Raw genomic sequence first — 21218 nt, 5'->3', positions numbered from 1 at the left:
TCGCGCGGGGCCCTTCTTCGTGCGTTCAGAACCAGGCGCTCTCGCGGACCTCTCGCATGGCGAGCTTGCGGGTCTCCGGGTCGAGCCGGGTCAGGAACAGCTTGCCATCGAGGTGATCGGTCTCGTGCTGCAGCGCCTGGGCGAGTAGACCCTCACCCTCGAGCACCACCGGCTCGCCGTCGAGGTCGATGCCCTCGACGCGGGCCCACGGGTAGCGCTGGGCATCATGCCAGAGTCCGGGAACCGAGAGGCATCCCTCCCCCGTCGGCTGGGGCTCACCACGAACCTCGGTGAGGACGGGGTTGAGAACGTATCCGATGTCGCCGTCGATGTTGTAGCTGAAGGCGCGGAGCGCGACACCGATCTGCGGCGCGGCGACGCCTGCACGTCCGGGGAGCTCGACGGTGTCGACGAGGTCGGCCACGAGGGCCCGCACACCGTCGTCGATCTCGTCTATCGGCGCGCAGACGCTGCGCAGAACCGGGTCGCCGAAGATGCGGATCTCACGTACCGCCATCAGGCAGCCTTCGCCCGCAGGCCCTCGACCAGGAGTGCTGCCAACTCACGGGCCGCGATCCGGGTCTCCGGGAGCAGGTTCGCGAACACGATCGTGCCTCCGCCGGCGATCTGCGGGTCGTAGGGGACGCGGACGACGCTGCGGGCACGGGTGGCGAAGTGCGCCTGCAGTTCGTTCAGCCGCACCAGCGGGGTTCCCGGCGTCGACTGGTTGAGAACCACGATCGCGTCGCGCGCCTGCTCCGCATAGCCGTTGGTCTCGAGCCAGGTGAGCGTCTCGGAGGCCAGCCGGGCCTCGTCGACGCTGAGCCCCGAGACGATGACGATCTGATCCGCGAGATCGAGGGTCGCCGACATCACGGAGTGGACGATGCCGGTTCCCGTGTCCGTCAGGACCAGAGAGTAATAGTGTGCGGCGACACCGGCGACATCGCGGTAGTCGCTGTCGCTGAAGGCCTCGGCGATACGCGGGTCGGAGTCGGAGGCGAGCACGTCGAGTCGTGTCGCGTCTCTGGCGACGATGGCCGAGATGTCGTGGTATCCCTTGACGTCGTCGTGGATGCGGACGAGGTCGCGCACGGACTTGCTGTGGTGCGGACGCACGATGCGCTCAGCGAGCGTGCCCCGATCGGGGTTGGCGTCGACAGCGATCACACGATCCTCGCGCGCGTCGGCCAGAGCCATGCCGAGCAGCGCGGTGATCGTCGTCTTGCCGACTCCCCCCTTGCGCGACAGCACGGGAACGAACCGCGCTCCGCCGGCGAGCGGAGCGGCGATCCTCGCCGACAGGGCCTTGCGCTCGCGTGCACGACGTCCGTCTCCGATGTTGATGCGACGCCCCGAGACGGCATAGAGGAAGTGGCTCCATGCGCCTTCCGGTTCGGGCTTCGCGAGCCGGTGCGGGTCGAGCAGCCGGTCCGCGGTCAGAAGGTCGGCGGATTCCCTCGAGGCGTCGCCCAGGTCGTCCAGGCGTTTGGATGTGAGCGTGACGTCAACTCGCGGAGCGGGCCGGACCGGCTGGGATGCGACGGACTTCTTCTCATCGGGAGTGGACACGGACCTGTTCTCCTTCTCGACGGATGCTCGCGCGGGCACGGATGCCGCGGGCGCGGATGCCGCGGGCGCGGATGCGGCAGGCGCCGGTGCGACGTCGGCCTTCGCTCTCGCGAGGAAGCGCTCCGCCGTCGCCGCCTCTTGGGACTGCTCGCCGTCGTCGTCCGGCGTATCCACGAGCGCGGTGGTGTCGGGCTCATCGACGACCACGGCATCGATGATGTTCTCGGAGCGCGGATGGACGAGCGGAGGCGAAGCCACCGGGGTCTCGTCGATCGCGGCGGCATGGACGACCGACGGCTCGACGACCTCGGCCTCGGGCTCGGGCTCGGGCTCGAGCTCAGCCTCGTCGACCCCAGGCTCCTCTACCGCGGTCTCGTCGGCCGCCCTCGCGGGACGCCCGAGATCTTCGACCTTCTTCGGAGCCGGGACCGGGGTCAGAGTCGGGGTCTTCGCCGCTGCCTTCTGCTTCTTCGGCTTCTTCGCGGCGTCCGGACGCTCGGTCCGAGCAGCGGTCACCTCCGCGGCGGGCGCTCCCGATGCCAACGGCTTCGCCGTGGACGCCGGCTCCACCTCGGACTGCACGGCAACGGGCGGGTCGATCACGAGGTCGCCGACGACCTCTCCCTCGACGACCCCGTCGTCGGTGAGGTCGTCGTCCTCGTCCTTGGGCAGCGTCACACTGACCTGTGCGGTCCCGCCGAGGATGCCGATACCGGCCGTGTCGAGCGACGCGGCCTCATCGAGCACCCCCAGCGGGCTCTCCTCGGGGTCGGTGATGTTCTTCGGTGTCACGATGTCGCTCCCAGCCTGTGCGGGCCTCGGGTTGCGCACACGGTGCGCAGGCCTCGCCCGCACAAGGTTAGTGCGCGGGGCGGATCACGACCAAAAGATCTCCGGCATCCACCTGCTGCGTCTCGGCGATCGCATGGCGCTCGATGACGCCGTCGACGGGCGCGGTGATGGCCGCTTCCATCTTCATCGCCTCGATCGACGCGACCGGCTCCCCGGCCCGGACGGCCGCGCCGACCTCGGCCTTCAGGGTCACGACGCCGGAGAACGGCGCCGCGACCTGCCCGGGAACAGAGGTGTCCGCCTTCTCGACCTCGTGCGCGTCGACGACGATGGAGCGATCTCGCACGAACACGGGGCGGAGCTGTCCGTTGAGCGTCGTCATCACGGTCCGCATGCCCTTGTCGTCCGCCTCACCGATGGCCTCGATGCCGACGTAGAGCTGCACACCGCGATCGATCTCGATCATGTGCTCCTGCCCCGCCACCAAGCCGTAGAGGTAGTCGCTGGTGTCGAGCACCGAGAGATCGCCGAACAGCTCGCGGCGCTCCGCGAACTCCGCGCTCGGTCCGGGGAACAGCAGGGTGTTCAGTCGTGTCCGTCGTTCGGCACTGGTACCGGCGAGTGCCGCCTCGTCCTCCGCGGTGATGTCCGTGAGGCCGACCCGCACCGAGCGTCCGGCGAGGACCTTCGTCCGGAAAGGCTCCGGCCACCCTCCGGGCAGGTCGCCGAGCTCGCCCGCCATGAAGCCGACGACCGAATCCGGCACGTCGTACTTCTCCGGGTTGGCCTCGAAGTCGGCGGGATCCGCCTTCACGGCTGCGAGGTGAAGGGCCAGGTCGCCCACGACCTTCGAGGAGGGAGTCACCTTGGGCACGCGCCCGAGGATCCGGTCGGCGGCGGCGTACATGTCCTCGATGAGTTCGAAGTCGTCCGCGAGACCCAGCGCCTTCGCCTGCTGACGCAGATTCGACAGCTGACCGCCGGGGATCTCGTGGTGGTAGACACGTCCCGTCGGTCCCGGAAGCCCGGACTCGAACGGAGCGTACGCCCGACGCACGGCTTCCCAGTACGGCTCGAGGTCGGACACGCCGTCGAGCGAGATCCCGCTGTCCCGCTCGGTATGCGCGAGAGCTGCGACGAGCGACGACAGGGACGGCTGGCTCGTGGTGCCGGACAGTGGTGCCGCCGCGGCATCCACCGCATCGACGCCGACGGCGCTGGCGGCGAGGAGCGTGGCCAGCTGCCCGCCCGGAGTGTCGTGCGTGTGCAGGTGCACCGGGAGGTCGAACCGCTCACGCAGCGCGGCGACGAGCTTCGCGGCGGCCGCCGGGCGCAGCAGACCCGCCATGTCCTTGATCGCGATGATGTGCGCGCCCGCCTCGACGATCTGGTCGGCGAGGCGCAGGTAGTAGTCGAGGGTGTAGAGGTCTTCTGCGGGGTCGAGCAGATCACCGGTGTAGCAGAGCGCCACCTCGGCGACGGCCGTGCCGGTCTTGCGGACGGCCTCGATGGCCGGACGCATCTGCTCCACATCGTTGAGCGCGTCGAAGATGCGGAAGATGTCGACGCCACTGGCGGCCGCCTCCGCGACGAATGCCTCGGTGACCGCCGTCGGGTACGGCGTGTAGCCGACCGTGTTGCGCCCACGCAGGAGCATCTGGATCGCCACGTTCGGCAACGCGGCACGCAGCTTGTCGAGGCGCTCCCACGGGTCCTCGCCGAGGAAACGCAGGGCGACGTCGTAGGTCGCGCCGCCCCAGGCCTCGACGGACAGCAGTCCAGGGGTCAGCCGCGCCAGGTACGGAGCGGCCGCGACGAGGTCCTTCGTGCGGACCCGCGTCGCCAGGAGGGACTGGTGCGCATCGCGGAAGGTGGTGTCGGTGATCGCCAAGGCGGTCTGCTCGCGAAGGCTGCGCGCGAAGCCCTCCGGCCCGAGTTCGAGAAGCCGCTGACGAGAGCCGGCCGGCGGTTCCGTGGTCAGATCGACCGTCGGCAGCTTCGACGCGGGATCGATCACTCCCGGGTGGGCGCCGTGCGGCTTGTTGACGGTGACGTCGACCAGCCAGTTCAAGTACTTCGTCCCGCGGTCCTTCGACACCCGCCCACGCAGCAGCTCGGGCCTCTCGTCGATGAACGAGGTACTCACATCGCCCGCGATGAACGCGTCATCCTCCAGCAGTGCCTGCAGGAAGGGGATGTTGGTGGAGACGCCGCGGATGCGGAACTCCGCCAGTGCGCGACGCGCGCGGGCGACAGCTGCGGGGAAGTCGCGACCACGGCAGGTCAGCTTCGCCAGCATGGAGTCGAAGTGCGGGCTGATCTGCGCACCCTGATGGACAGTTCCACCGTCGAGGCGGATGCCGGCGCCACCGGGCGAGCGGTAGGTCGTGATCTTTCCGGTGTCGGGACGGAAGCCCTGCGTCGGGTCCTCCGTCGTGATCCGGCACTGCAGCGCCGCGCCCCGCAGATGCAGGTTCTCCTGCTGCAGGCCGAGGTCGGCGAGGGTCTGACCGGAAGCGATGCGCATCTGGCTCTGCACGAGGTCGACATCGGTGACCTCCTCGGTGACCGTGTGCTCCACCTGGATGCGCGGGTTCATCTCGATGAAGACGACCTCGCCCGTGCGCTCCCCCGCCGTCTCGAGCAGGAACTCGACCGTGCCGGCGTTCTCGTAGCCGATGGACCGTGCGAACGCGACCGCGTACCCGTGCAGCGCGGTGCGGACGCTGTCGTCGAGGTTCGGAGCCGGAGCGATCTCGACGACCTTCTGGTGACGCCGCTGCACCGAGCAGTCGCGCTCGAACAGGTGCACGGTCTCGCCGGTCTTGTCGGCGAGGATCTGCACCTCGATGTGCCGCGGGCGCATGACCGCCTGTTCGAGGAACATCCGGGCGTCTCCGAAGGCGCTGGCTGCCTCGCGCATGGCCTCGGCCAGCGCGGGGGCGAGATCGCCGGAGGTCTCGACACGGCGCATGCCGCGACCGCCGCCGCCGGCGACCGCCTTGGCGAAGAGCGGGAATCCGATGTCCTCCGCCTGGGCGACGAGAGCGTCGACGTCGTCGGAGGCCTCGGTGGAACGGAGGACGGGCACGCCCGCCTCGATCGCGTGACGCTTCGCCTCGACCTTGTTCCCCGCCATCTCCAACACGTTGGAGGGCGGACCGATGAAGACGATGCCGTTGGCTGCGGCCTTCTCTGCCAGCTCCGGATTCTCCGAGAGGAAGCCGTATCCGGGGTAGATCGCATCCGCCCCAGACTCGAGAGCGACGCGGATGATCTCGTCGACGTTCAGGTATGCGCGCACCGGATGGCCGCGCTCGCCGATCTCGTAAGCCTCATCGGCCTTGAGCCGATGCACGGAGCCGCGGTCCTCATGAGGGAACACCGCGACGGTGCGCGCCCCCACTTCGACTGCCGCACGGAATGCGCGGATCGCGATCTCGCCGCGGTTCGCCACAAGGATCTTCTGGAACATGCACACCTCTGAAAGCTCGATGCGCAGCGTTTTCGATGCGCATGGGGCGGGGCTGAGTGTTCCCTCAGCCTAGGGGAAGGTAACGTGGTGTCCGTGCACGTACTCAGCGTCAGCTCTCTCAAGGGGGGCGTCGGCAAGACGACCGTGACACTCGGGCTGGCCTCCGCGGCTTTCGCTCGAGGAGTCCGGACTCTCGTCGTCGACCTCGATCCGCAGTCCGACGTCTCCACCGGGATGGACATCCAGGTGGCCGGACGACTCAACATCGCCGACGTCCTGGCGAACCCGAAGGAGAAGGTCGTCCGTCAGGCGATCACCTCCAGCGGCTGGGCGAAGGTCCACCCCGGCACCATCGACGTGCTGATCGGGAGCCCTTCCGCCATCAACTTCGATGGACCGCACCCGAGCGTGCGCGACGTCTGGAAGCTCGAGGAGGCGCTCGCCTCCGTCGAGGCGGACTACGACCTCGTGCTCGTGGACTGCGCGCCCTCGCTGAACGCCCTGACCCGCACCGCCTGGGCCGCGAGCGATCGCGTCATGGTCGTCACCGAGCCCGGCCTCTTCTCCGTCGCCGCAGCCGATCGCGCCCTCCGCGCCATCGAGGAGATCCGTCGTGGTCTCTCCCCCCGCCTGCAGCCGCTCGGCATCGTCGTGAACCGCGTGCGCCCGCAGTCCATCGAGCACCAGTTCCGCATCAAAGAGCTGCGCGACATGTTCGGCCCCCTCGTGCTCTCGCCGCAGCTGCCGGAGCGCACCTCCCTGCAGCAGGCACAGGGTGCGGCCAAGCCGCTGCACATCTGGCCCGGTGATTCCGCCCAGGAACTGGCGGCCGACTTCGATTCGCTGCTCGACAGGATCATCCGCACCGGTCGGATCGCCGTCCCCGAGAGCGGTCCGCAGAGCTGACCCTCACCACGTGCACAGCAAAACGGCCATCCTCATCGAGGACGGCCGTTTTCTGTATGACGCGGAGGCGCGATCTAGGCGGAGCGCTTGGTCCGACGGGCGGAGAGCTCGTCGACCGGATCCGGAGTGGTCGCGTCGAACGCGACCAGCGTCGACTCCACCTCGCGGAGGACCTTGCCCACGGCGATGCCGAAGACGCCCTGGCCGCGGCTCACGAGGTCGATGACCTCGTCGTTCGACGTGCACAGGTAGACCGATGCACCGTCGCTCATGAGTGTCGTACCGGCGAGGTCGCGGATGCCCGCGCGTCGGAGCTCTTCGACGGCCGTACGGATCTGCTGCAGCGAGATGCCCGTGTCGAGCAGGCTCTTCACGAGCTTCAGGACGAGGATGTCGCGGAAGCCGTAGAGACGCTGCGACCCGGAGCCGTTCGCCCCGCGAACGGTGGGTTCCACCAGCTCGGTGCGCGCCCAGTAGTCGAGCTGACGGTAGGTGATGCCGGCGGCGCGAGCGGCGACCGCGCCACGGTAGCCGACCTCGTCGTCCATGGCCGGAAGACCATCGGTGAAGAGGAGTTCGGGTACGAACCGCGGGTCTCCTGCGAGCTCATCCGCATTCATCTGAAATCCTCCCTGGAACGGTTATCTTCCACGGTAGAGCAGTGCCTGGGCACCGGCAATCACATCCGCGGGACCGCGAAGGTGTGTCGCAACCAGTTCGTTACGAAAGCACTCGCGACAGCGCGTCTTTGACGAAGAGCGAGCGCACCTCGTCGATCTTCGCGGCCAGTTCGGGCGCCAGCTCGCTGGCCTTGGCCCTGGACGGAGCATCCGTCCGACGCAGCAGCGCGGACATCGCCGATTCGATGAGCGCGACCTCGCGATCTGCTCCCTGGCGCAGCGAGCGCAGGTGCCGCGGCTCGATGCCGTGGCGGTCGAGGGCGACGAGGCCGCGCAACAGCGTGACCGTCGTCTCCTGGTAACTCTCCTGGGCGATGATGACACCGGTGCTGATCGCGTCGTTGAGCAGCTGCGGGCCCGCGCCGGCTGCTGCCAGCAGCTCGTCGCGTCGGTATCTGCGCGGCGCCGGCGTGATCGAGGGCGGCGGAGCGAACGGAGTCGCCTCCCCGCCGGCATCGACGTCGTCGAGCTGCTCGCGGATCACGCTCAGCGGAAGATAGTGGTCGCGCTGCAGAGTGAGGCCGAGACGCAGTCGTTCGATGTCCGCCGTGGAGAACTTGCGATAGCCGGACTCGGTGCGCGAGGGGCTGACGATGCCCTGCACCTCGAGGAAGCGCAGTTTGCTGGAGGTGAGGTCGGGGAACTCCGGTGTGAGCCGAGCGAGGACCTGGCCGATGCTCAGCAAGCCCGCGGACGCGGAACGTTCGCGGGCGGGAGTAGCCGCCATCAGTCGTTCGCCGCCGCGCGATCGCGAGGGGAGGCGAAGAAATTCAGGCGGAACTTGCCGACACGCAGTTCCGAACCGTCGACGAGCGGGCTGCGGTCGACGCGCTCCCCGTTGACGTACGTTCCGTTGAGCGAGCGCTGATCGATGATCTCGAACGCCGACCCGGTGCGGGTGATCTCTGCATGACGACGGGACACGGTCACGTCGTCGAAGAAGATGTCGGCCTCCGGATGCCGGCCGACCGTGGTCACGTCGGTGTCGAGGAGGTAGCGGGCACCGGCGAGAGCGCCGGAACGGACCAGCAGCAACGCCGATCCTGCGGGCAGGGCGCTGATCGCACTCTGCTCGACGTCGGTGAGTTCCACTCCGAACGGCACGAAAGACAGGTCGGAATCGTGCCCGAACGTCTGCGTCACGTCGTGTCTCTGCTCACCGGAACGGTGGATCGCGGCTTCTCCGGCCGGTCGGCTGTCGCTGTCAGTCACAGTGCCCTCCTTGGCTTTCCAGACTAACGGATGCCGAGGCGCTCGCGGGAGGCCGGTTGCATACTCAGCCATCACATACCGGGTATTCATAGGGTGGAACCGTGAAGACCAATGTCCTGCGGCGCCCGGCGACCCCGATCGCCCTCGCCGCCACCCTGCTCGCTGCGTTCCTCGTGCTCTTCTCTCCGCTCTCGGCCTCCGCGCACGACGCGCTCGTGTCGTCGTCTCCGGCCGCAGACGAGTCCGTCGAGACCGTGCCGTCGGAGCTGACGCTCACCTTCAGCGCCAAGCTCATCGACGGCGAGGGCGCGACCGAGGTCGTCGTCACCGGCCCCGACGGCTCCTCGGTCACCGACGGCGCAGCGACGGTCGACGGCGCGATCGTCACCCAGCCGCTGCAGGGCTCGGGCCCGGCCGGCGAGTACCACGTCATCTGGAAGGTCGTCTCGAGCGACGGCCACCCCACATCCGGCGAGTACTCCTTCACCGTGACCGTCGGCGACGATGCGACACCGACCGAGGAACCCACTGCTGCGCCCACCACCGCGGCACCGACGGCGGAGCAGACCGCAGCGCCCGAGGCGACCACGACGCCGCCGGCCGATTCCGGTGACGGCGACGCCGGATCCCCGTGGATCTGGGTGCTCGCGATCGTCGCCGTCCTGGTGGTCGCCGGCGTGGTCACATGGATCGTCCTGAGCCGTCGCCGCGGCGGTTCCGCGACCGGTTCCGACGCCCCCACGGAGCGATAGGCTTAAGGCATGCCACATTACGACGTCGTCATCCTTGGTGCAGGTCCTGGCGGATACGTCGCTGCGGTTCGCAGCGCGCAGCTCGGTCTGTCCACCGCCATCATCGAGGAGAAGTACTGGGGTGGTGTCTGCCTCAACGTCGGCTGCATCCCCTCCAAGGCGCTCCTGAAGAACGCGGAGCTCGCGCACACCCTGAACCACAAGGCCGAGTTCTTCGGAATCTCCGGCGAGTTCACGATCGACTTCGGCAAGGCGTTCGATCGCAGCCGTGAGGTCGCCGAGGGTCGCGTCAAGGGCATCCACTTCCTGATGAAGAAGAACAAGGTGACCGAGTACAACGGTCGCGGCACGTTCACCGGCCCGAAGGCGATCTCGGTCGCCAAGGCCGATGGTCAGGTCGAAGAGGTCACCTTCGACAACGTCATCATCGCCACCGGCTCCAAGGTCCGCCTCCTCCCCGGCGTGACGCTCAGCGAGAACGTCGTGACGTACGAAGAGCAGATCATGACCCGTGAGCTGCCCGAGTCGATCGTCATCGTCGGTGCCGGCGCGATCGGCATGGAGTTCGCCTACGTCCTCACGAACTACGGCGTGAAGGTCACGATCATCGAGTTCCTCGACCGTGCGCTCCCCAACGAGGACGCCGACGTGTCGAAGGAGATCACGAAGCAGTACAAGAACTACGGCGTCGACATCCTCACCTCGACCAAGGTCGAGTCGGTCGTCGACAACGGCTCCTCGGTGACGGTCACCTACACCGGCAAGGACGGCCAGCAGTCGTCGATCGAGGCCGGCAAGGTGCTCATGTCGGTCGGTTTCGCCCCGAACATCGAGGGCTTCGGCCTCGAGGCCACCGGCGTGAAGCTGACCGAGCGCGGCGCGATCGACATCGACGACCACATGCGCACCAACGTCGAGGGCATCTACGCCATCGGCGACGTGACCGCCAAGCTGCAGCTCGCCCACGTGGCCGAGGCTCAGGGCGTCGTCGCTGCCGAGACGATCGGCGGCGCGGAGACCCAGACGCTCGGCGATTACCGGATGATGCCGCGCGCGACGTTCTGCTCCCCGCAGGTCGCGTCGTTCGGTCTCACCGAGCAGCAGGCCAAGGACGAGGGGCGCGAGATCAAGGTCTCGACCTTCCCGTTCATGGCCAACGGCAAGGCGCACGGCCTCGGCGAGCCGGTCGGCTTCGTCAAGCTGATCGCCGACGCCGAGCACCTCGAGCTCATCGGCGCCCACATGATCGGCCCGGATGTCTCCGAGCTGCTGCCCGAGCTGACGTTGGCCCAGAAGTGGGACCTCACGGCTCTAGAGCTGGCCCGCAACGTGCACACGCACCCGACGCTGTCGGAGGCGCTGCAGGAGGGCTTCCACGGCCTCGCCGGCCACATGATCAACTTCTGATCCGCTTTCTCGAAGGCCCGGTCCCGCGCGCAACGCGGACCGGGCCTTCGTGCGTCAGAGGCCGTGCGTCAGAGGCGGTGTGTCAGAGGCCGCGCATCAGAGGCCGCGCATCGTGAGGAGCCCGGCCGTCCATGCCCGCAGCGGCGGCGAGCCCAGCGCGCGCATCAGCAGCTCCCGGCCGCGGACCACGGGCGCCGGCGCCGGAGCACCCATCGACATGTAGAACGCCGAGCGCCGCTGTGCGCGCGAGGCGGACCGCAGCACGTGCCACTCGAACCTCGCCAGCTCGGGCATCCGATGCGGCAGCGACCGCGCGAGCTCGGACGCGAGACGAGCGGCATCCACCCAGCCCAGGTTCATCCCCTGCCCGCCGATAGGACTGATCTCGTGCGCGGCGTCTCCGAGGAGCACCACCCGACCCCTGGTCAGCCGTGTCGCCCGGTGCTGTGCGGCGACGAAGGAGGTCGGCTCCGCATCGGGCGGGAGTTCGATGGCGATCCCGGTGCGCGCCTCGATCACGGCACGGAAGTTTTCGGCAGTACCCAGAACCCCGTCGGACCCTTCGCGCACGACCCAGCGCCGCACTCCACCGGGAAGCGGGAAGGACTCGACGAGACCGGCGGGTTCGCAGTGCAGGACGGCATGCTCACCCGGTGAGGCGTCTGCGACGTCGAGCATCGAGTACGACGCGCGTCCCGGACGACGGTGCCAGCCGAGGTCGAGCTCATCGCGCAGACGGCTGCGCACACCGTCTGCCACCACGACGATCGACGCGGTGAACGTGCGCGGTCCCGCCCCGGTCTGCGCCGAGACCTGAACCGCATCGGCGGTGCTCCGAAGCGCCTGCACCGTGCATCCGGAGATCAGGGCATCCGGGGAGAGTGCCTGCAGTCGGGCCCGGAGCAGCGCACTCGTCCGCGGCTGCGGGAGGATCAGGACGGGGCGATCCGGCGCGAAGGTCAGCGTGGCCAGGGTCCTGCGGCGACTGCGCACCTCTCCGCCTTCGAGCCGCAGCGCTTCCGACCGGACGTCCGTCCCGATTCCGACCGCATCGAGAGCGTCCAGCCCCGGCCGATGGATGCCGATCGCCCTGGTCCGATCGTCGGCATCCGTGCGCCGCTCGCAGACCACCACCCGCAATCCGTCCTGCAGCAGCAGGCAGGCCAGGAGCAGACCGACGGGCCCTGCTCCCACGATCAGCACGTCATGATCGGGCACTGCCCTCCTCCCACCGCAGCTCCAGTCGCGAGGGCAGTCCCCCGCGGACGGTCCACCCGGTCGGAGCGATCGCCGTCAGCTCGGCGACCGTGTACGAGCGTCGGATGCTGATGAGACCGTCTTCGCGGATGAACGAGTCGGCGAGAAGGGTGCGCGAGATCGGCAAGGTCGCCGCGGCGAACAGCACGTGGGCGGTCCGGCTCCGGGCGATGTCGTGGTGGGACACCAATCCGCCCGGCGCGACGAGCCGCATCGAGTCGCTGAGGACCGTCTGGAGCTCGTCCTCGTCCAGATGGTGCAGCACGTGGTTGGACAGCACGACGTCGTAGGTGTCGCCCGCTTCGACCAGCTCGGTGGTCAGCGCCCGTCGATAGCGGATGCCGGCGCCGCGGTCGTGCGCCGAGGCCCACCGGATCGCCCGCTCATCGGCATCGAGGGCGGTGATCTCGGCGTCGAACCCGTCGTGACGCAGCCGCCCGGCGAGCAGACGGCAGAGGTCTCCGCCGCCGGCTCCGACATCGAGGATGCGCAGTCGCCCTGCCCTCTCCGCACGAGGCCGGATGTCGCGGCGATAGAGCGTGCCCGGACGCGAGACCAGCGCGTTCACGAAGCCGAACCGCCCGTAAGTCCGCGCCAGTAGGCGCGCATCGGCGTGCGGGTCGTCCATCAGCTCACGGGTCTCGACGTCCCTGACCGCCAGGGCTGGACTCATGAGGCCGAAGGGGCGACGACGGTGAGCAGCGCGCTCTCGGCGGTCAGCCCCGGCCCGAAGGCCATCGCGGCAACACGCTCGCCCGCTGCCGCGCCCTCCTCCTCCAAGATGCGCTTGAGGACGAAGAGCACCGTGGCGCTGGACATGTTGCCGTTCTCGCGCAGGACCTCGCGGGCGGGGTGCAGCTGCGCATCGCTGAGATGCATCCGCTCCTGCACCCGGTCCAGGATGCTGCGACCCCCGGGGTGGATCGCCCAGTGCTCGACCTTCTCCCCCACCCGCCCCGCCTCGAAAGCCTCGGCCATCTCCGCATCAGCGGAATACAGCGGCCGGAGCGCACCGATGATGGTCTCACCGATGATCTGCGGGACGGCGGTGGAGAGGATCATCTCGAACCCGGTGTCGCCGATCGTCCAGGCCATGTCCTTCTCGCCCTCCGGCGCGATGGCCGTGTGGAACCGGTCCAGCCGCAGGGCGGTCGACGCCGACGGAAGGTCACGGGCCGTGACGATGCCGGCCGCCGCACCGTCGGCGAACAGGGAGGAGGCGACGATCGTGTCCGGGTTCTCCGAGGAACGCAGATGCAGGGTGCACAGCTCGACGCTGACGACCAGGACGACCGCGTTCTCGTCGGCGATGCAGAACTGGCTCGCCGCCCGCAGCGCCGGCATCGACGCGTAGCAGCCCATGAACCCGAGATGGAAGCGCTGCACCGCATCGGAGAGCCCGAGAGCGCGCACGATCTCGTACTCCGGTCCGGGAGCGTGGAACCCGGTGCAGGACACCGTGATGACGTGAGTCACATCCTCCGGGCCGATCTCGGGGTCGGCCTCGAGGGCCAGCCGCGCGACGTCGACGAAGAGTCGGGCAGCCTCCCGGGTGTAGATGTCGTTGCGCGCCTTCGTGCCCGGAGCCAGCAGCTCTCCGGAACGCCGGTCGAAGAAGACGGGATCGGCCACGTCGGATTCGAGCGACAACTCGTCGATCACGGTATGGCGGCGGTCGATGCCCGAGACATTGAACGACGTCGTGACGATCCGCTGCGCCAAGCGCCCGAGGTCGGGCTGCTGGGCGAAGACGTCGCGCACCTGCTCCTGCACGAGAACGGTGTCGGGGACGATCGTCTGCAGCGATCGGAGCACAGGCGGTCGACTCATGCTGTCACTCAAGCACGCGGTGTCGTCCCGGGGAAAGGGGTTGCGTTCGACTCGGCCGTCTGACTAGAAGCCGAGGGCACGGGCGAGCTTGGAACCGGATGCCGATTCCCGGCCTCCTGCGGCCAAAACCGCGCGCTCCACCGCATCGAAGAAGGCGGCGCGCGCCTCGTCGTCTGCCGGGGCCGCGGGACCGAGTTCCATCTCCCACTCCCGCCATTCGCGCTGCACGTCGCCTCGGAGATCCGTCGCCTGCACCCGGTCGTCGACGAACTCGGCCACCACTCCGCCGGGGCCGGTGAGCAGGTAGGCGGTGCGATCGTTCCGGATGCGGGCGAGCGGGGTGAGCGGCGCGGTCGTCCAGGCGGACACGGTGTCGGCCACGGCCGCGGGGAGCTCGTCATCCTCACCGAGCGGCCACCCGAGTTCGAGCCGACCGTCGCCCTGCCGCGGTCCCTTCACGTGCCAGCCCTCGTCCGGGCCGCCGGTGCGACGACGCAGCGCCACTCCCGCGCGGGCGAGTTCGCCGTCTGCCGTGTCGAAGTACTGCGCGTCGAGCGCCCTGGCCTCCCCGGTGGTGACGGCGTCGACCCCGGGGATCGCTTCCCAGACCGGCAGCGGGGTCTCGCCATCGACGTCGTACTTGCGCTCGACCTCGACCGTGCGGGACGGTTCAGTCATCGTCGTTGAGAGTGAGATCCTCGAGAGACTCTTCGAACCAGTAGTCGACCTCGGTCGGCCCATCGTTCGGGCCGGTGTTGTGCGGTTCGCTGCGGCGGTTGTACACCACCTGCGTCTCGCTGTAGGGGACGATCAGCTTGTCGTCCGCGTCGCCGAGGGGGATGATCTGCCCGTCCAGCGGGCCGCCGTGAAGCCGTGCAAGTGCCATGTGCTTCAGGGTAGCGCCGACATCGGACTATCCGTGCGAGACCCGGCGGATTCAGCCGAGGACGACGCCGAGGAGCGCACCCGCGATCATCCACGGGCCGAAGGCGATGCGGGTGGCCCCGTCGGCTCGGCGCAGGAGGATGAGCACGAGCGCGTAGAGCGCCCCGAGCACGAAGGCCGAGGCGGCGCCGATCGCGAGCGACTGCCAGCCGTGCCAACCCAGCACGAACCCGATGACCGCGGCGAGCTTCACATCGCCGCCGCCCATCCCGGCACGACTGATCCCCCGCAGCACCGCATAGAAGCCGCCCAGGATCACCAGGCCGAGGAGGGCGCGGAGGAACGCGATGCTGTGCCCCGTGACCAGGACGTCGAGTGCGCCGAGCACGATCAGCGCGGCGAGCGTCGGCAGCACGATGCGATTCGGGAGGCGGTGCGTGCGTGCATCGATGACGATCAGCCATCCGCCGATGCCCGCCAGCATCACGTGCACGAGCAAGATGAGGGCGAGCCGCGGGTCCATACGCGCAGGTTAGGAGATCCGCAGGCCCGGTGCCGACGCCCTGTGGAGAACTCCACTGATGTCCGATGTACGAACTATCGTCATCCACAGGACTTGGTATATTAGAATATATCTTCGAGAAAGGATGCAGGGTGATCGGTCTCGATGCGCTGGCCTCCCTCTCGCCGGCGAGCGACTCCCGCGCGGGAGAAGTGCTGCGACTGCGCCGCGAGATCAGCCGGATGCAACGGCGGCGCAGCGAGCATACGCTGCTCCCCCTCGACCCCGCCTTCTCCGCACTCCTCCCCGAGGAGGGACTGCAGACCGGCACCTCCTACACCGTCTCCCCCTCGCCGAGCCTGGTGCTCGCACTGCTCAGCGCCGCATCGCAGAAGGGGCACTGGTGCGCCGTCGTCGGCATGCCGACACTCGGCGTCGAAGCGGCGGCCGCATTCGGCATCGATCTCGCCCGTCTGATCCTCGTCCCCGACCCGGGAGAGCGCTGGCTCGCGGCGACCTCCGCACTGGCCGAGGTCGTACCCCTGATCGTCGTGAACCCCGCCACTCAGGCGCGGGATGCCGATGTCTCCCGTCTGAGCGCACGCCTGCGCGATCGCGGATGCACGCTCCTGGTCACCGAGACGCCCGGCATCGGACGGTGGCCGCAGAGCGAGGGGACGATACGCCTGCATGACCCGCACTGGCACGGCCTCGGCACCGGCTGGGGACTGCTCTCCGACTGCACCGCGACCGTGACCGCGCAGACCCGGCACACCTCTCGACCGTCGAGCGTGCAGGTGCGCCTGCCGGGAGGACACGGCGCCGTCGAGACCGTCGCGACCGAGCTCACCGCACTGCCCGCACTCTCGCCCGAGATCATCGGCCGGGGCGAGGATGCTCCCCCCGAACTCCTGCGATGGGCGGAAGCCGGATGAACAGTCCGCTCCGCGTGCTCGTGCTGTGGTTCCCCGACTGGCCCCTGCGGGCCGCGCTCGGCAGCCCGCCTCCGCACCCGCCCACCGCCCTGGTGCAGGCGAACACGATCGTCGCCTGCACCGCCTCCGCCCGCGAGCACGGCGTGCGCACCGGTCAGCGCCGCCGCGTCGCACAGGGCCATCTCTCCTCGCTGCGCGTGCTCCCCCACGACCCCGACCGCGACGAGCGCGCCTTCCTCCCCGTACTGCACCTCATCGAGAAGCAGGCACCCGGGGTCACCCTGCTGCGGCCGGGACTCGCGATCGTCCGCGCCCGGGGCATCTCCCGCTATCACGGCGGAGAGGCGGAAGCGGCCGAGGCGCTCACCGCCGTCCTCGCGGAGGCCGGTTTCCCCGAGGTGCGCATCGGCGTCGCGGACGGCCCGTTCACCGCCGAGATCGCCGCGCGGGGCCCCACCCCCTGCACGGTCGTGCCGCCCGGAGGATCCCGGGAGTTCCTCGCCCCCTACCCCGTGCAGGTGCTGCGCGACGAGCAGATCACCGGCCTCCTCGTGCGACTCGGGGTGCGCACCCTCGGCGAGTTCACCGCGCTCGCCCCGCTCGACGTGCGCGACCGCTTCGGCGAACACGGCGCGCGCCTGCACGCACTCGCCGCCGGTGCCGACTCCCGTGCGCTGACGCCGCGTCCGCCCGACCCCGAGCTCGTTCGAGACATCGAGTTCGACTCACCGTTGGCCGGAGCGGACCAGGTCGCCTTCGCGGTGCGGCAGACGGCGGATGCGGTCATGCTCGCACTCGGCGACGCCTCGGTCGTGTGCACGGAGGTGCGGATCGATCTGACCGACGACAACGGCGTGGTCTTCTCCCGGTCCTGGCTGCATCCGACCTGCTTCGACGCCTCCGACCTCGTCGACCGGGTGCGCTGGCAGCTGGAGGCCCTGGCCGCGCAGTCGGCGAAGGAGCCGGTCGATGAGGCACGGGCGTTCGGCGGCATCATGGCGGTGCGCATCGTCCCCGCCGCCGTGGACGACGCCGCCCATCACCAGCCGGGGCTCTTCGGATCCGGCACCGATGAGCGCCTGCACCATGCGGTCTCCCGCGTGCAGACCATGCTGGGACATCAGGGTGTCGTCACCGCCGCGGTCTCCGGCGGCCGCTGGCTCGCCGATCGGCAGGTGCTCACGCCCTGGGGCGAGCGCACGGTCCCCCCGCGCGACCCGGAATCGCCCTGGCCGGGGAGCCTGCCCGATCCCCTCCCGGCAGAGGTGTTCCGTCCCCCGCGTCCGATCGGAGTGCTCGCCACTGACGAGACCACGATCACCATCGACGAGCGCGGGGCGCTCTCGAGCGATCCCGCCCGCATCGACGGGGCGGCCGTGCAGGCGTGGGCCGGCCCCTGGCCCATCCACGAGCGTCGCTGGGCGTCCAGCGGCGGCAAGCGCGGGCACCGGCTGCAGATCGTCGACGACCGCGACCGCGCCTGGCTGGTCTTCCATACCGGCGAGCGCTGGTGGGCCGAGGGGAGGTATCGCTGATGGGCTGGCACAACCCGCCCCTCTCCTGGAAAGACCTGGAGCGCACCCTCAGCGGCGACGAGTCGCCCCCGCCCCCTCCCGGCGCCGAGCCGCGAGGCCAGCGGACGGATCCAGGTCCGGTGAGTCGGCGCCGCAAGCGCACTCCTCCCGCTGCCTCCCCTCGCCCCGAGAACGCAGTGCCCTACGCCGAGCTGCACGCACACTCCTCGTACTCGTTCCTCGACGGCGCCTCCTCCCCCGAGGATCTCCTCGCCGAGGCCGACCGCCTCGGCCTGACCGCCCTCGCCCTCACCGACCACGACGGCTTCTACGGCGCGGCCCGCTTCGCCGAGGTCGCCGACCTCATGGAGAGCCCGCTGCAGACGGTGTTCGGAGCCGAGTTGTCTCTCGACCTGCCCGCACCGCAACGAGGCTCCGCCGATCCCGCCGGGGAGCATCTGCTGGTCCTCGCTCGCGGGATGGAGGGCTACCACCGGCTCTCGGGCGCGATCTCCGCCGCACAGCTGCGCGGTGGAGAGAAGGGGCGTCCCGTCTATGACCTCGACGATCTCGCCGCGCGCGCGGGCGGGCACTGGACGATCCTGACCGGATGCCGCAAGGGTGCGGTGCGCCGTGGGCTCGAGGCCGGAGACGCGGCCACTCCGCTGCGCTCCCTCGTCGACCTGTTCGGAGCCGACAACGTCGCCGTCGAGCTCTTCGACCACGGAGACCCCCTGGACACCCGCCGCAATGACGCCCTCGCCGACCACGCCCGTCGGATGCGGCTGCCGGTGGTCGCGACCAACAACGTGCACTACGCCACCCCCGCACAGGCGCCGCTCGCCGAGGCGGTGGCCGCGGTCCGCGCGGTGCGCAGCATGGATGAGCTCGACGGCTGGCTGCCCGCGCACGGCGGCGCGCATCTGCGCAGCGGAGCCGAGATGTCGGCCCGCTTCCGGCGCTACCCCGGCGCGATCTCGTACGGGCTCGAGCTGGCCGCGGCATCCGCCTTCCCGCTGCGTCTCGCACGACCGGCGCTCCCCCAACAGCAGGTACCGGAGGGGCACACGCCGATGAGCTGGCTGCGTCACCTGGTCTGGGAGGCCGTGCCGTCGAAGTACCCCCGACTGGACGACGCCGGCCACCGCCGCATCGAACGCGAGCTGGACGTGATCGAGGAGAAGGACTTCCCCGGATACTTCCTGATCGTGCACGGCATCGTCGCGGAGGCGCGCAGACGCGGCATCCTCTGCCAGGGCCGGGGGTCGGCCGCGGCGAGCGCGGTCTGCTACCTGCTGGGGATCACCGCGGTCGATCCGATCCTCTACCGCCTTCCCTTCGAGCGCTTCCTCGCGACCACGCGGACGGAGGAGCCGGACATCGACGTGGACTTCGACTCCGACCGCCGTGAGGAGATCATCCAGTGGGTGTACCGGGAGTACGGGAGGGAGCGGGCCGCCCAGGTGGCGAACGTCATCCAGTACCGTCCGAAGAACGCGGTGCGCGACATGGCGAGAGCGCTCGGCCATTCCCCCGGGCAGCAGGACGCCTGGTCACGCCAGGTGGACGGCTGGGGTGTGGGGCTCGAACCCGTCGAGGGTCATGACATCCCGGAGAACGTGCTCGCCTACGCGGGTGAGCTGCTGAAGGCACCCCGCCACCTCGGCATCCACTCCGGCGGGATGGTGCTCACCGCACGCCCGGTCGGCGAGGTCGTGCCGGTGGAGCATGCCCGCATGGAGAACCGCACCGTCATCCAGTGGGACAAGGACGACTCCGCCTTCATGGGCCTGGTGAAGTTCGACCTGCTGGGCCTCGGGATGCTCGCCGCCCTCCAGCACTGTTTCGACCTGATCCGCGAGAACACCGGCGAGGAGTGGACGCTGGAGAGCATTCCCAAAGAGGAGGCGGGGGTGTACGACATGCTCTGCCGCGCGGATTCGATCGGCGTCTTCCAGGTGGAGTCCCGCGCGCAGATCGGTCTGCTCCCCCGGCTGCAGCCGCGCTGCTTCTACGACCTCGCCATCCAGATCGCGCTCATCCGTCCCGGTCCCATCCAGGGTGGGGCCGTGCACCCCTTCGTGCGGCGCAAGATCGCGAAGGATCGTGTCGACGAGGAGAACCGGGAGCGCCTGGCCCGGGGCGAGGAGCCGGTGGACTTCACGATCCCCTACCCGCACAGCGACCTGGAGGACATCCTCAAACGCACGCTGGGCATCCCGATCTTCCAGGAGCAGCTCATCCAGATGGCGACGGCCATCGGCGACTGCACGGCCGACGAGGCCGACCTGCTCCGCCGGGCGATGGGGTCGAAGCGCGGCCTGGAGAAGATCGAGAAGGTCAGGGACAAGCTGTACGCCGGCATGGCCAGGCGCGGCCTCGTCGACGAAGCGGCCGATCGCATCTACGCCCAGATCCAGGCGTTCTCGAACTTCGGCTTCGCGGAGTCGCACTCGCTGTCATTCGCCCTGCTCGTCTATGCCAGCTCCTGGCTGAAGCTGCACTACCCCGCCGCGTTCCTCGCCGGCCTGCTGCGTTCGCAGCCGATGGGCTTCTACTCGGCGTCGACCCTCACCGCGGATGCCCGACGGCACGGGGTCGAGGTCCGTCGTCCTGACCTGCACGTCTCCGGGGCAATGGAGATGCTGGAGCCTCTCGACGAGGGCGCGTCGCACGGGCCGACGGGGCGGGACGACTGCCTCGACGATCCGCAACCGACCCCGCTCCGGTTCGACAGGCGGGCCCCGGACGAGTCCGCGTCACATCGGAGGGACGGCCGATCAGCGGTGCGACTGGGGCTCAGCGGCATCCGCGGGATCGGTGTGCCGATGGCGGAGAAAATCGTCGCCGAACGCGAGGCACACGGGCGCTACCGCGATCTGCACGATCTGGTGCGCCGGACGGATGCCACCGCCACGCAGTTGGAGGCGCTCGCCACCGCCGGCGCTTTCGACTGCCTGGGGCTGGAGCGCCGAGAGGCCATCTGGCTCGCCGGCGCCGCGGCGGACGACCGCTCCCGCTTCCTTCCGGGGACCACCGTCGCCGTGCAGCCGCCCCTGTTCGCGGATCAGACCAGCTACGAGCGGCTCTCGGCGGACCTCTGGGCGACCGGGGTGTCGACCGACGACCATCCGATGGCGCACTTCCGGGAGGCACTGCGCACCCGCGGGGTGCTCACCGCCGCCGATCTGCAGGGCCACGAGGTCGGTCGCCGTATCGAGGTCGCCGGTCTCGTGACCCATCGCCAGCGACCGGCGACGGCATCCGGGATCACCTTCGTGAACCTCGAGGACGAGAGCGGCCTGGTGAACATCGTCTGCTCGGCCGGGGTCTGGAACCGTTACCGCCGTGTCGCCAGGGAATCACCGGCGCTCATCATCCGCGGCATCTTGGAGCGGTCGGCCGAGGGCGTGGTCAACGTGCTCGCCGACGGTTTCGAGGATCTGCGCACCGGCGTCACGCATCGGTCTCGGGACTTCCGTTGAGGGCGACCGCCCCG

At 69.5% G+C, this 21218-nt stretch carries 18 protein-coding genes; 6 read left to right on the top strand and 12 right to left on the bottom strand.

Going from position 1 to position 21218, the window contains the following annotated elements:
• Positions 1-25 precede the first annotated feature (25 nt).
• From def to HCX50_RS05920, 3 genes are all read right to left on the bottom strand, one after another.
• A complete protein-coding gene (def, locus tag HCX50_RS05930; RefSeq protein ID WP_091037337.1) occupies positions 26-517 on the bottom strand; it encodes a peptide deformylase in 492 nt (163 codons plus the stop codon).
• Positions 517-2364, bottom strand: a complete 1848-nt coding sequence (locus HCX50_RS05925; RefSeq protein WP_167633323.1) for a nucleotide-binding protein — start codon at positions 2362-2364, stop codon at positions 517-519. The genes def and HCX50_RS05925 overlap by 1 nt, the downstream gene beginning before the upstream one ends.
• 67 nt (positions 2365-2431) lie before the next feature.
• A complete protein-coding gene (locus HCX50_RS05920) occupies positions 2432-5839 on the bottom strand; it encodes a pyruvate carboxylase (RefSeq protein ID WP_167633322.1) in 3408 nt (1135 codons plus the stop codon).
• Positions 5840-5932: 93 nt separating this feature from the next.
• Between HCX50_RS05920 and HCX50_RS05915 the strand changes: the two genes are divergently transcribed.
• Positions 5933-6745: a ParA family protein gene (locus HCX50_RS05915; protein ID WP_029261541.1), complete on the top strand. Its 813-nt coding sequence runs from the start codon at positions 5933-5935 to the stop codon at positions 6743-6745.
• Between the two features lie 74 nt (positions 6746-6819).
• Here HCX50_RS05915 and HCX50_RS05910 read toward each other — a convergent pair whose 3' ends face one another.
• The 3 genes from HCX50_RS05910 to HCX50_RS05900 form a co-directional block, all read right to left on the bottom strand.
• On the bottom strand, positions 6820-7365 hold the full coding sequence (locus tag HCX50_RS05910; protein ID WP_167633321.1) for a MerR family transcriptional regulator: 546 nt from the start codon (positions 7363-7365) through the stop codon (positions 6820-6822).
• Positions 7366-7465: 100 nt separating this feature from the next.
• Positions 7466-8152 (bottom strand): transcriptional regulator FtsR, encoded by a 687-nt coding sequence (ftsR, locus tag HCX50_RS05905; RefSeq protein WP_091037347.1) that lies wholly within the window; start codon positions 8150-8152, stop codon positions 7466-7468.
• On the bottom strand, positions 8152-8637 hold the full coding sequence (locus HCX50_RS05900; protein WP_091037349.1) for an FHA domain-containing protein: 486 nt from the start codon (positions 8635-8637) through the stop codon (positions 8152-8154). Before HCX50_RS05900 ends, ftsR begins: the two co-directional genes overlap by 1 nt.
• A gap of 101 nt (positions 8638-8738) precedes the next feature.
• Between HCX50_RS05900 and HCX50_RS05895 the strand changes: the two genes are divergently transcribed.
• Both HCX50_RS05895 and lpdA read left to right on the top strand, forming a co-directional pair.
• Positions 8739-9389 (top strand): copper resistance protein CopC, encoded by a 651-nt coding sequence (locus tag HCX50_RS05895; RefSeq protein ID WP_167633320.1) that lies wholly within the window; start codon positions 8739-8741, stop codon positions 9387-9389.
• A gap of 9 nt (positions 9390-9398) precedes the next feature.
• Complete coding sequence (lpdA, locus tag HCX50_RS05890; RefSeq protein ID WP_091037369.1) at positions 9399-10796, top strand: dihydrolipoyl dehydrogenase; 1398 nt, start codon at positions 9399-9401, stop codon at positions 10794-10796.
• A gap of 96 nt (positions 10797-10892) precedes the next feature.
• Here lpdA and HCX50_RS05885 read toward each other — a convergent pair whose 3' ends face one another.
• From HCX50_RS05885 to HCX50_RS05860, 6 genes are all read right to left on the bottom strand, one after another.
• Positions 10893-12014, bottom strand: a complete 1122-nt coding sequence (locus HCX50_RS05885; RefSeq protein WP_167633319.1) for an FAD-dependent monooxygenase — start codon at positions 12012-12014, stop codon at positions 10893-10895.
• Positions 12001-12726: a methyltransferase domain-containing protein gene (locus HCX50_RS05880; protein WP_167633318.1), complete on the bottom strand. Its 726-nt coding sequence runs from the start codon at positions 12724-12726 to the stop codon at positions 12001-12003. The genes HCX50_RS05885 and HCX50_RS05880 overlap by 14 nt, the downstream gene beginning before the upstream one ends.
• Entirely contained in the window at positions 12723-13883 is a 1161-nt protein-coding gene (locus tag HCX50_RS05875) for a type III polyketide synthase (RefSeq protein WP_167633317.1), read from the bottom strand. Before HCX50_RS05875 ends, HCX50_RS05880 begins: the two co-directional genes overlap by 4 nt.
• Positions 13884-13946: 63 nt before the next feature.
• Entirely contained in the window at positions 13947-14561 is a 615-nt protein-coding gene (locus HCX50_RS05870; RefSeq protein ID WP_091037382.1) for a CYTH domain-containing protein, read from the bottom strand.
• Positions 14554-14769, bottom strand: a complete 216-nt coding sequence (locus HCX50_RS05865) for a hypothetical protein (RefSeq protein WP_029261531.1) — start codon at positions 14767-14769, stop codon at positions 14554-14556. Before HCX50_RS05865 ends, HCX50_RS05870 begins: the two co-directional genes overlap by 8 nt.
• Positions 14770-14820: 51 nt before the next feature.
• Complete coding sequence (locus HCX50_RS05860; RefSeq protein ID WP_167633316.1) at positions 14821-15291, bottom strand: prepilin peptidase; 471 nt, start codon at positions 15289-15291, stop codon at positions 14821-14823.
• A 131-nt stretch (positions 15292-15422) separates the two neighbouring features.
• Between HCX50_RS05860 and HCX50_RS05855 the strand changes: the two genes are divergently transcribed.
• From HCX50_RS05855 to HCX50_RS05845, 3 genes are read left to right on the top strand one after another with little or no spacing between them, the layout of a single operon-like run.
• Positions 15423-16205, top strand: a complete 783-nt coding sequence (locus HCX50_RS05855) for a hypothetical protein (RefSeq protein ID WP_167633315.1) — start codon at positions 15423-15425, stop codon at positions 16203-16205.
• Positions 16202-17740, top strand: coding sequence for a DNA polymerase Y family protein (locus tag HCX50_RS05850; RefSeq protein WP_167633314.1), 1539 nt, complete (start codon positions 16202-16204; stop codon positions 17738-17740). Before HCX50_RS05855 ends, HCX50_RS05850 begins: the two co-directional genes overlap by 4 nt.
• Entirely contained in the window at positions 17740-21204 is a 3465-nt protein-coding gene (locus tag HCX50_RS05845) for an error-prone DNA polymerase (RefSeq protein WP_167633313.1), read from the top strand. Before HCX50_RS05850 ends, HCX50_RS05845 begins: the two co-directional genes overlap by 1 nt.
• Positions 21205-21218: the final 14 nt, after the last annotated feature.

The organism is Microbacterium sp. B19(2022) (genome assembly GCF_012030385.1).
Classification (GTDB): domain Bacteria; phylum Actinomycetota; class Actinomycetes; order Actinomycetales; family Microbacteriaceae; genus Microbacterium; species Microbacterium oxydans_B.
This window is presented reverse-complemented; position numbering and strand designations above follow the sequence as displayed.

Excerpts from the sequence above, each read along its gene's own strand:
- def (WP_091037337.1), bottom strand. The coding sequence starts at position 517 with ATGGCGGTACGTGAGATCCGCATCTTCGGCGACCCGGTTCTGCGCAGC.
- HCX50_RS05920 (WP_167633322.1), bottom strand. The coding sequence starts at position 5,839 with ATGTTCCAGAAGATCCTTGTGGCGAACCGCGGCGAGATCGCGATCCGC.
- HCX50_RS05910 (WP_167633321.1), bottom strand. The coding sequence starts at position 7,365 with ATGAATGCGGATGAGCTCGCAGGAGACCCGCGGTTCGTACCCGAACTC.
- ftsR (WP_091037347.1), bottom strand. The coding sequence starts at position 8,152 with ATGGCGGCTACTCCCGCCCGCGAACGTTCCGCGTCCGCGGGCTTGCTG.
- lpdA (WP_091037369.1), top strand. The coding sequence starts at position 9,399 with ATGCCACATTACGACGTCGTCATCCTTGGTGCAGGTCCTGGCGGATAC.
- HCX50_RS05880 (WP_167633318.1), bottom strand. The coding sequence starts at position 12,726 with ATGAGTCCAGCCCTGGCGGTCAGGGACGTCGAGACCCGTGAGCTGATG.
- HCX50_RS05875 (WP_167633317.1), bottom strand. The coding sequence starts at position 13,883 with ATGAGTCGACCGCCTGTGCTCCGATCGCTGCAGACGATCGTCCCCGAC.
- HCX50_RS05870 (WP_091037382.1), bottom strand. The coding sequence starts at position 14,561 with ATGACTGAACCGTCCCGCACGGTCGAGGTCGAGCGCAAGTACGACGTC.
- HCX50_RS05865 (WP_029261531.1), bottom strand. The coding sequence starts at position 14,769 with ATGGCACTTGCACGGCTTCACGGCGGCCCGCTGGACGGGCAGATCATC.
- HCX50_RS05860 (WP_167633316.1), bottom strand. The coding sequence starts at position 15,291 with ATGGACCCGCGGCTCGCCCTCATCTTGCTCGTGCACGTGATGCTGGCG.
- HCX50_RS05850 (WP_167633314.1), top strand. The coding sequence starts at position 16,202 with ATGAACAGTCCGCTCCGCGTGCTCGTGCTGTGGTTCCCCGACTGGCCC.
- HCX50_RS05845 (WP_167633313.1), top strand. The coding sequence starts at position 17,740 with ATGGGCTGGCACAACCCGCCCCTCTCCTGGAAAGACCTGGAGCGCACC.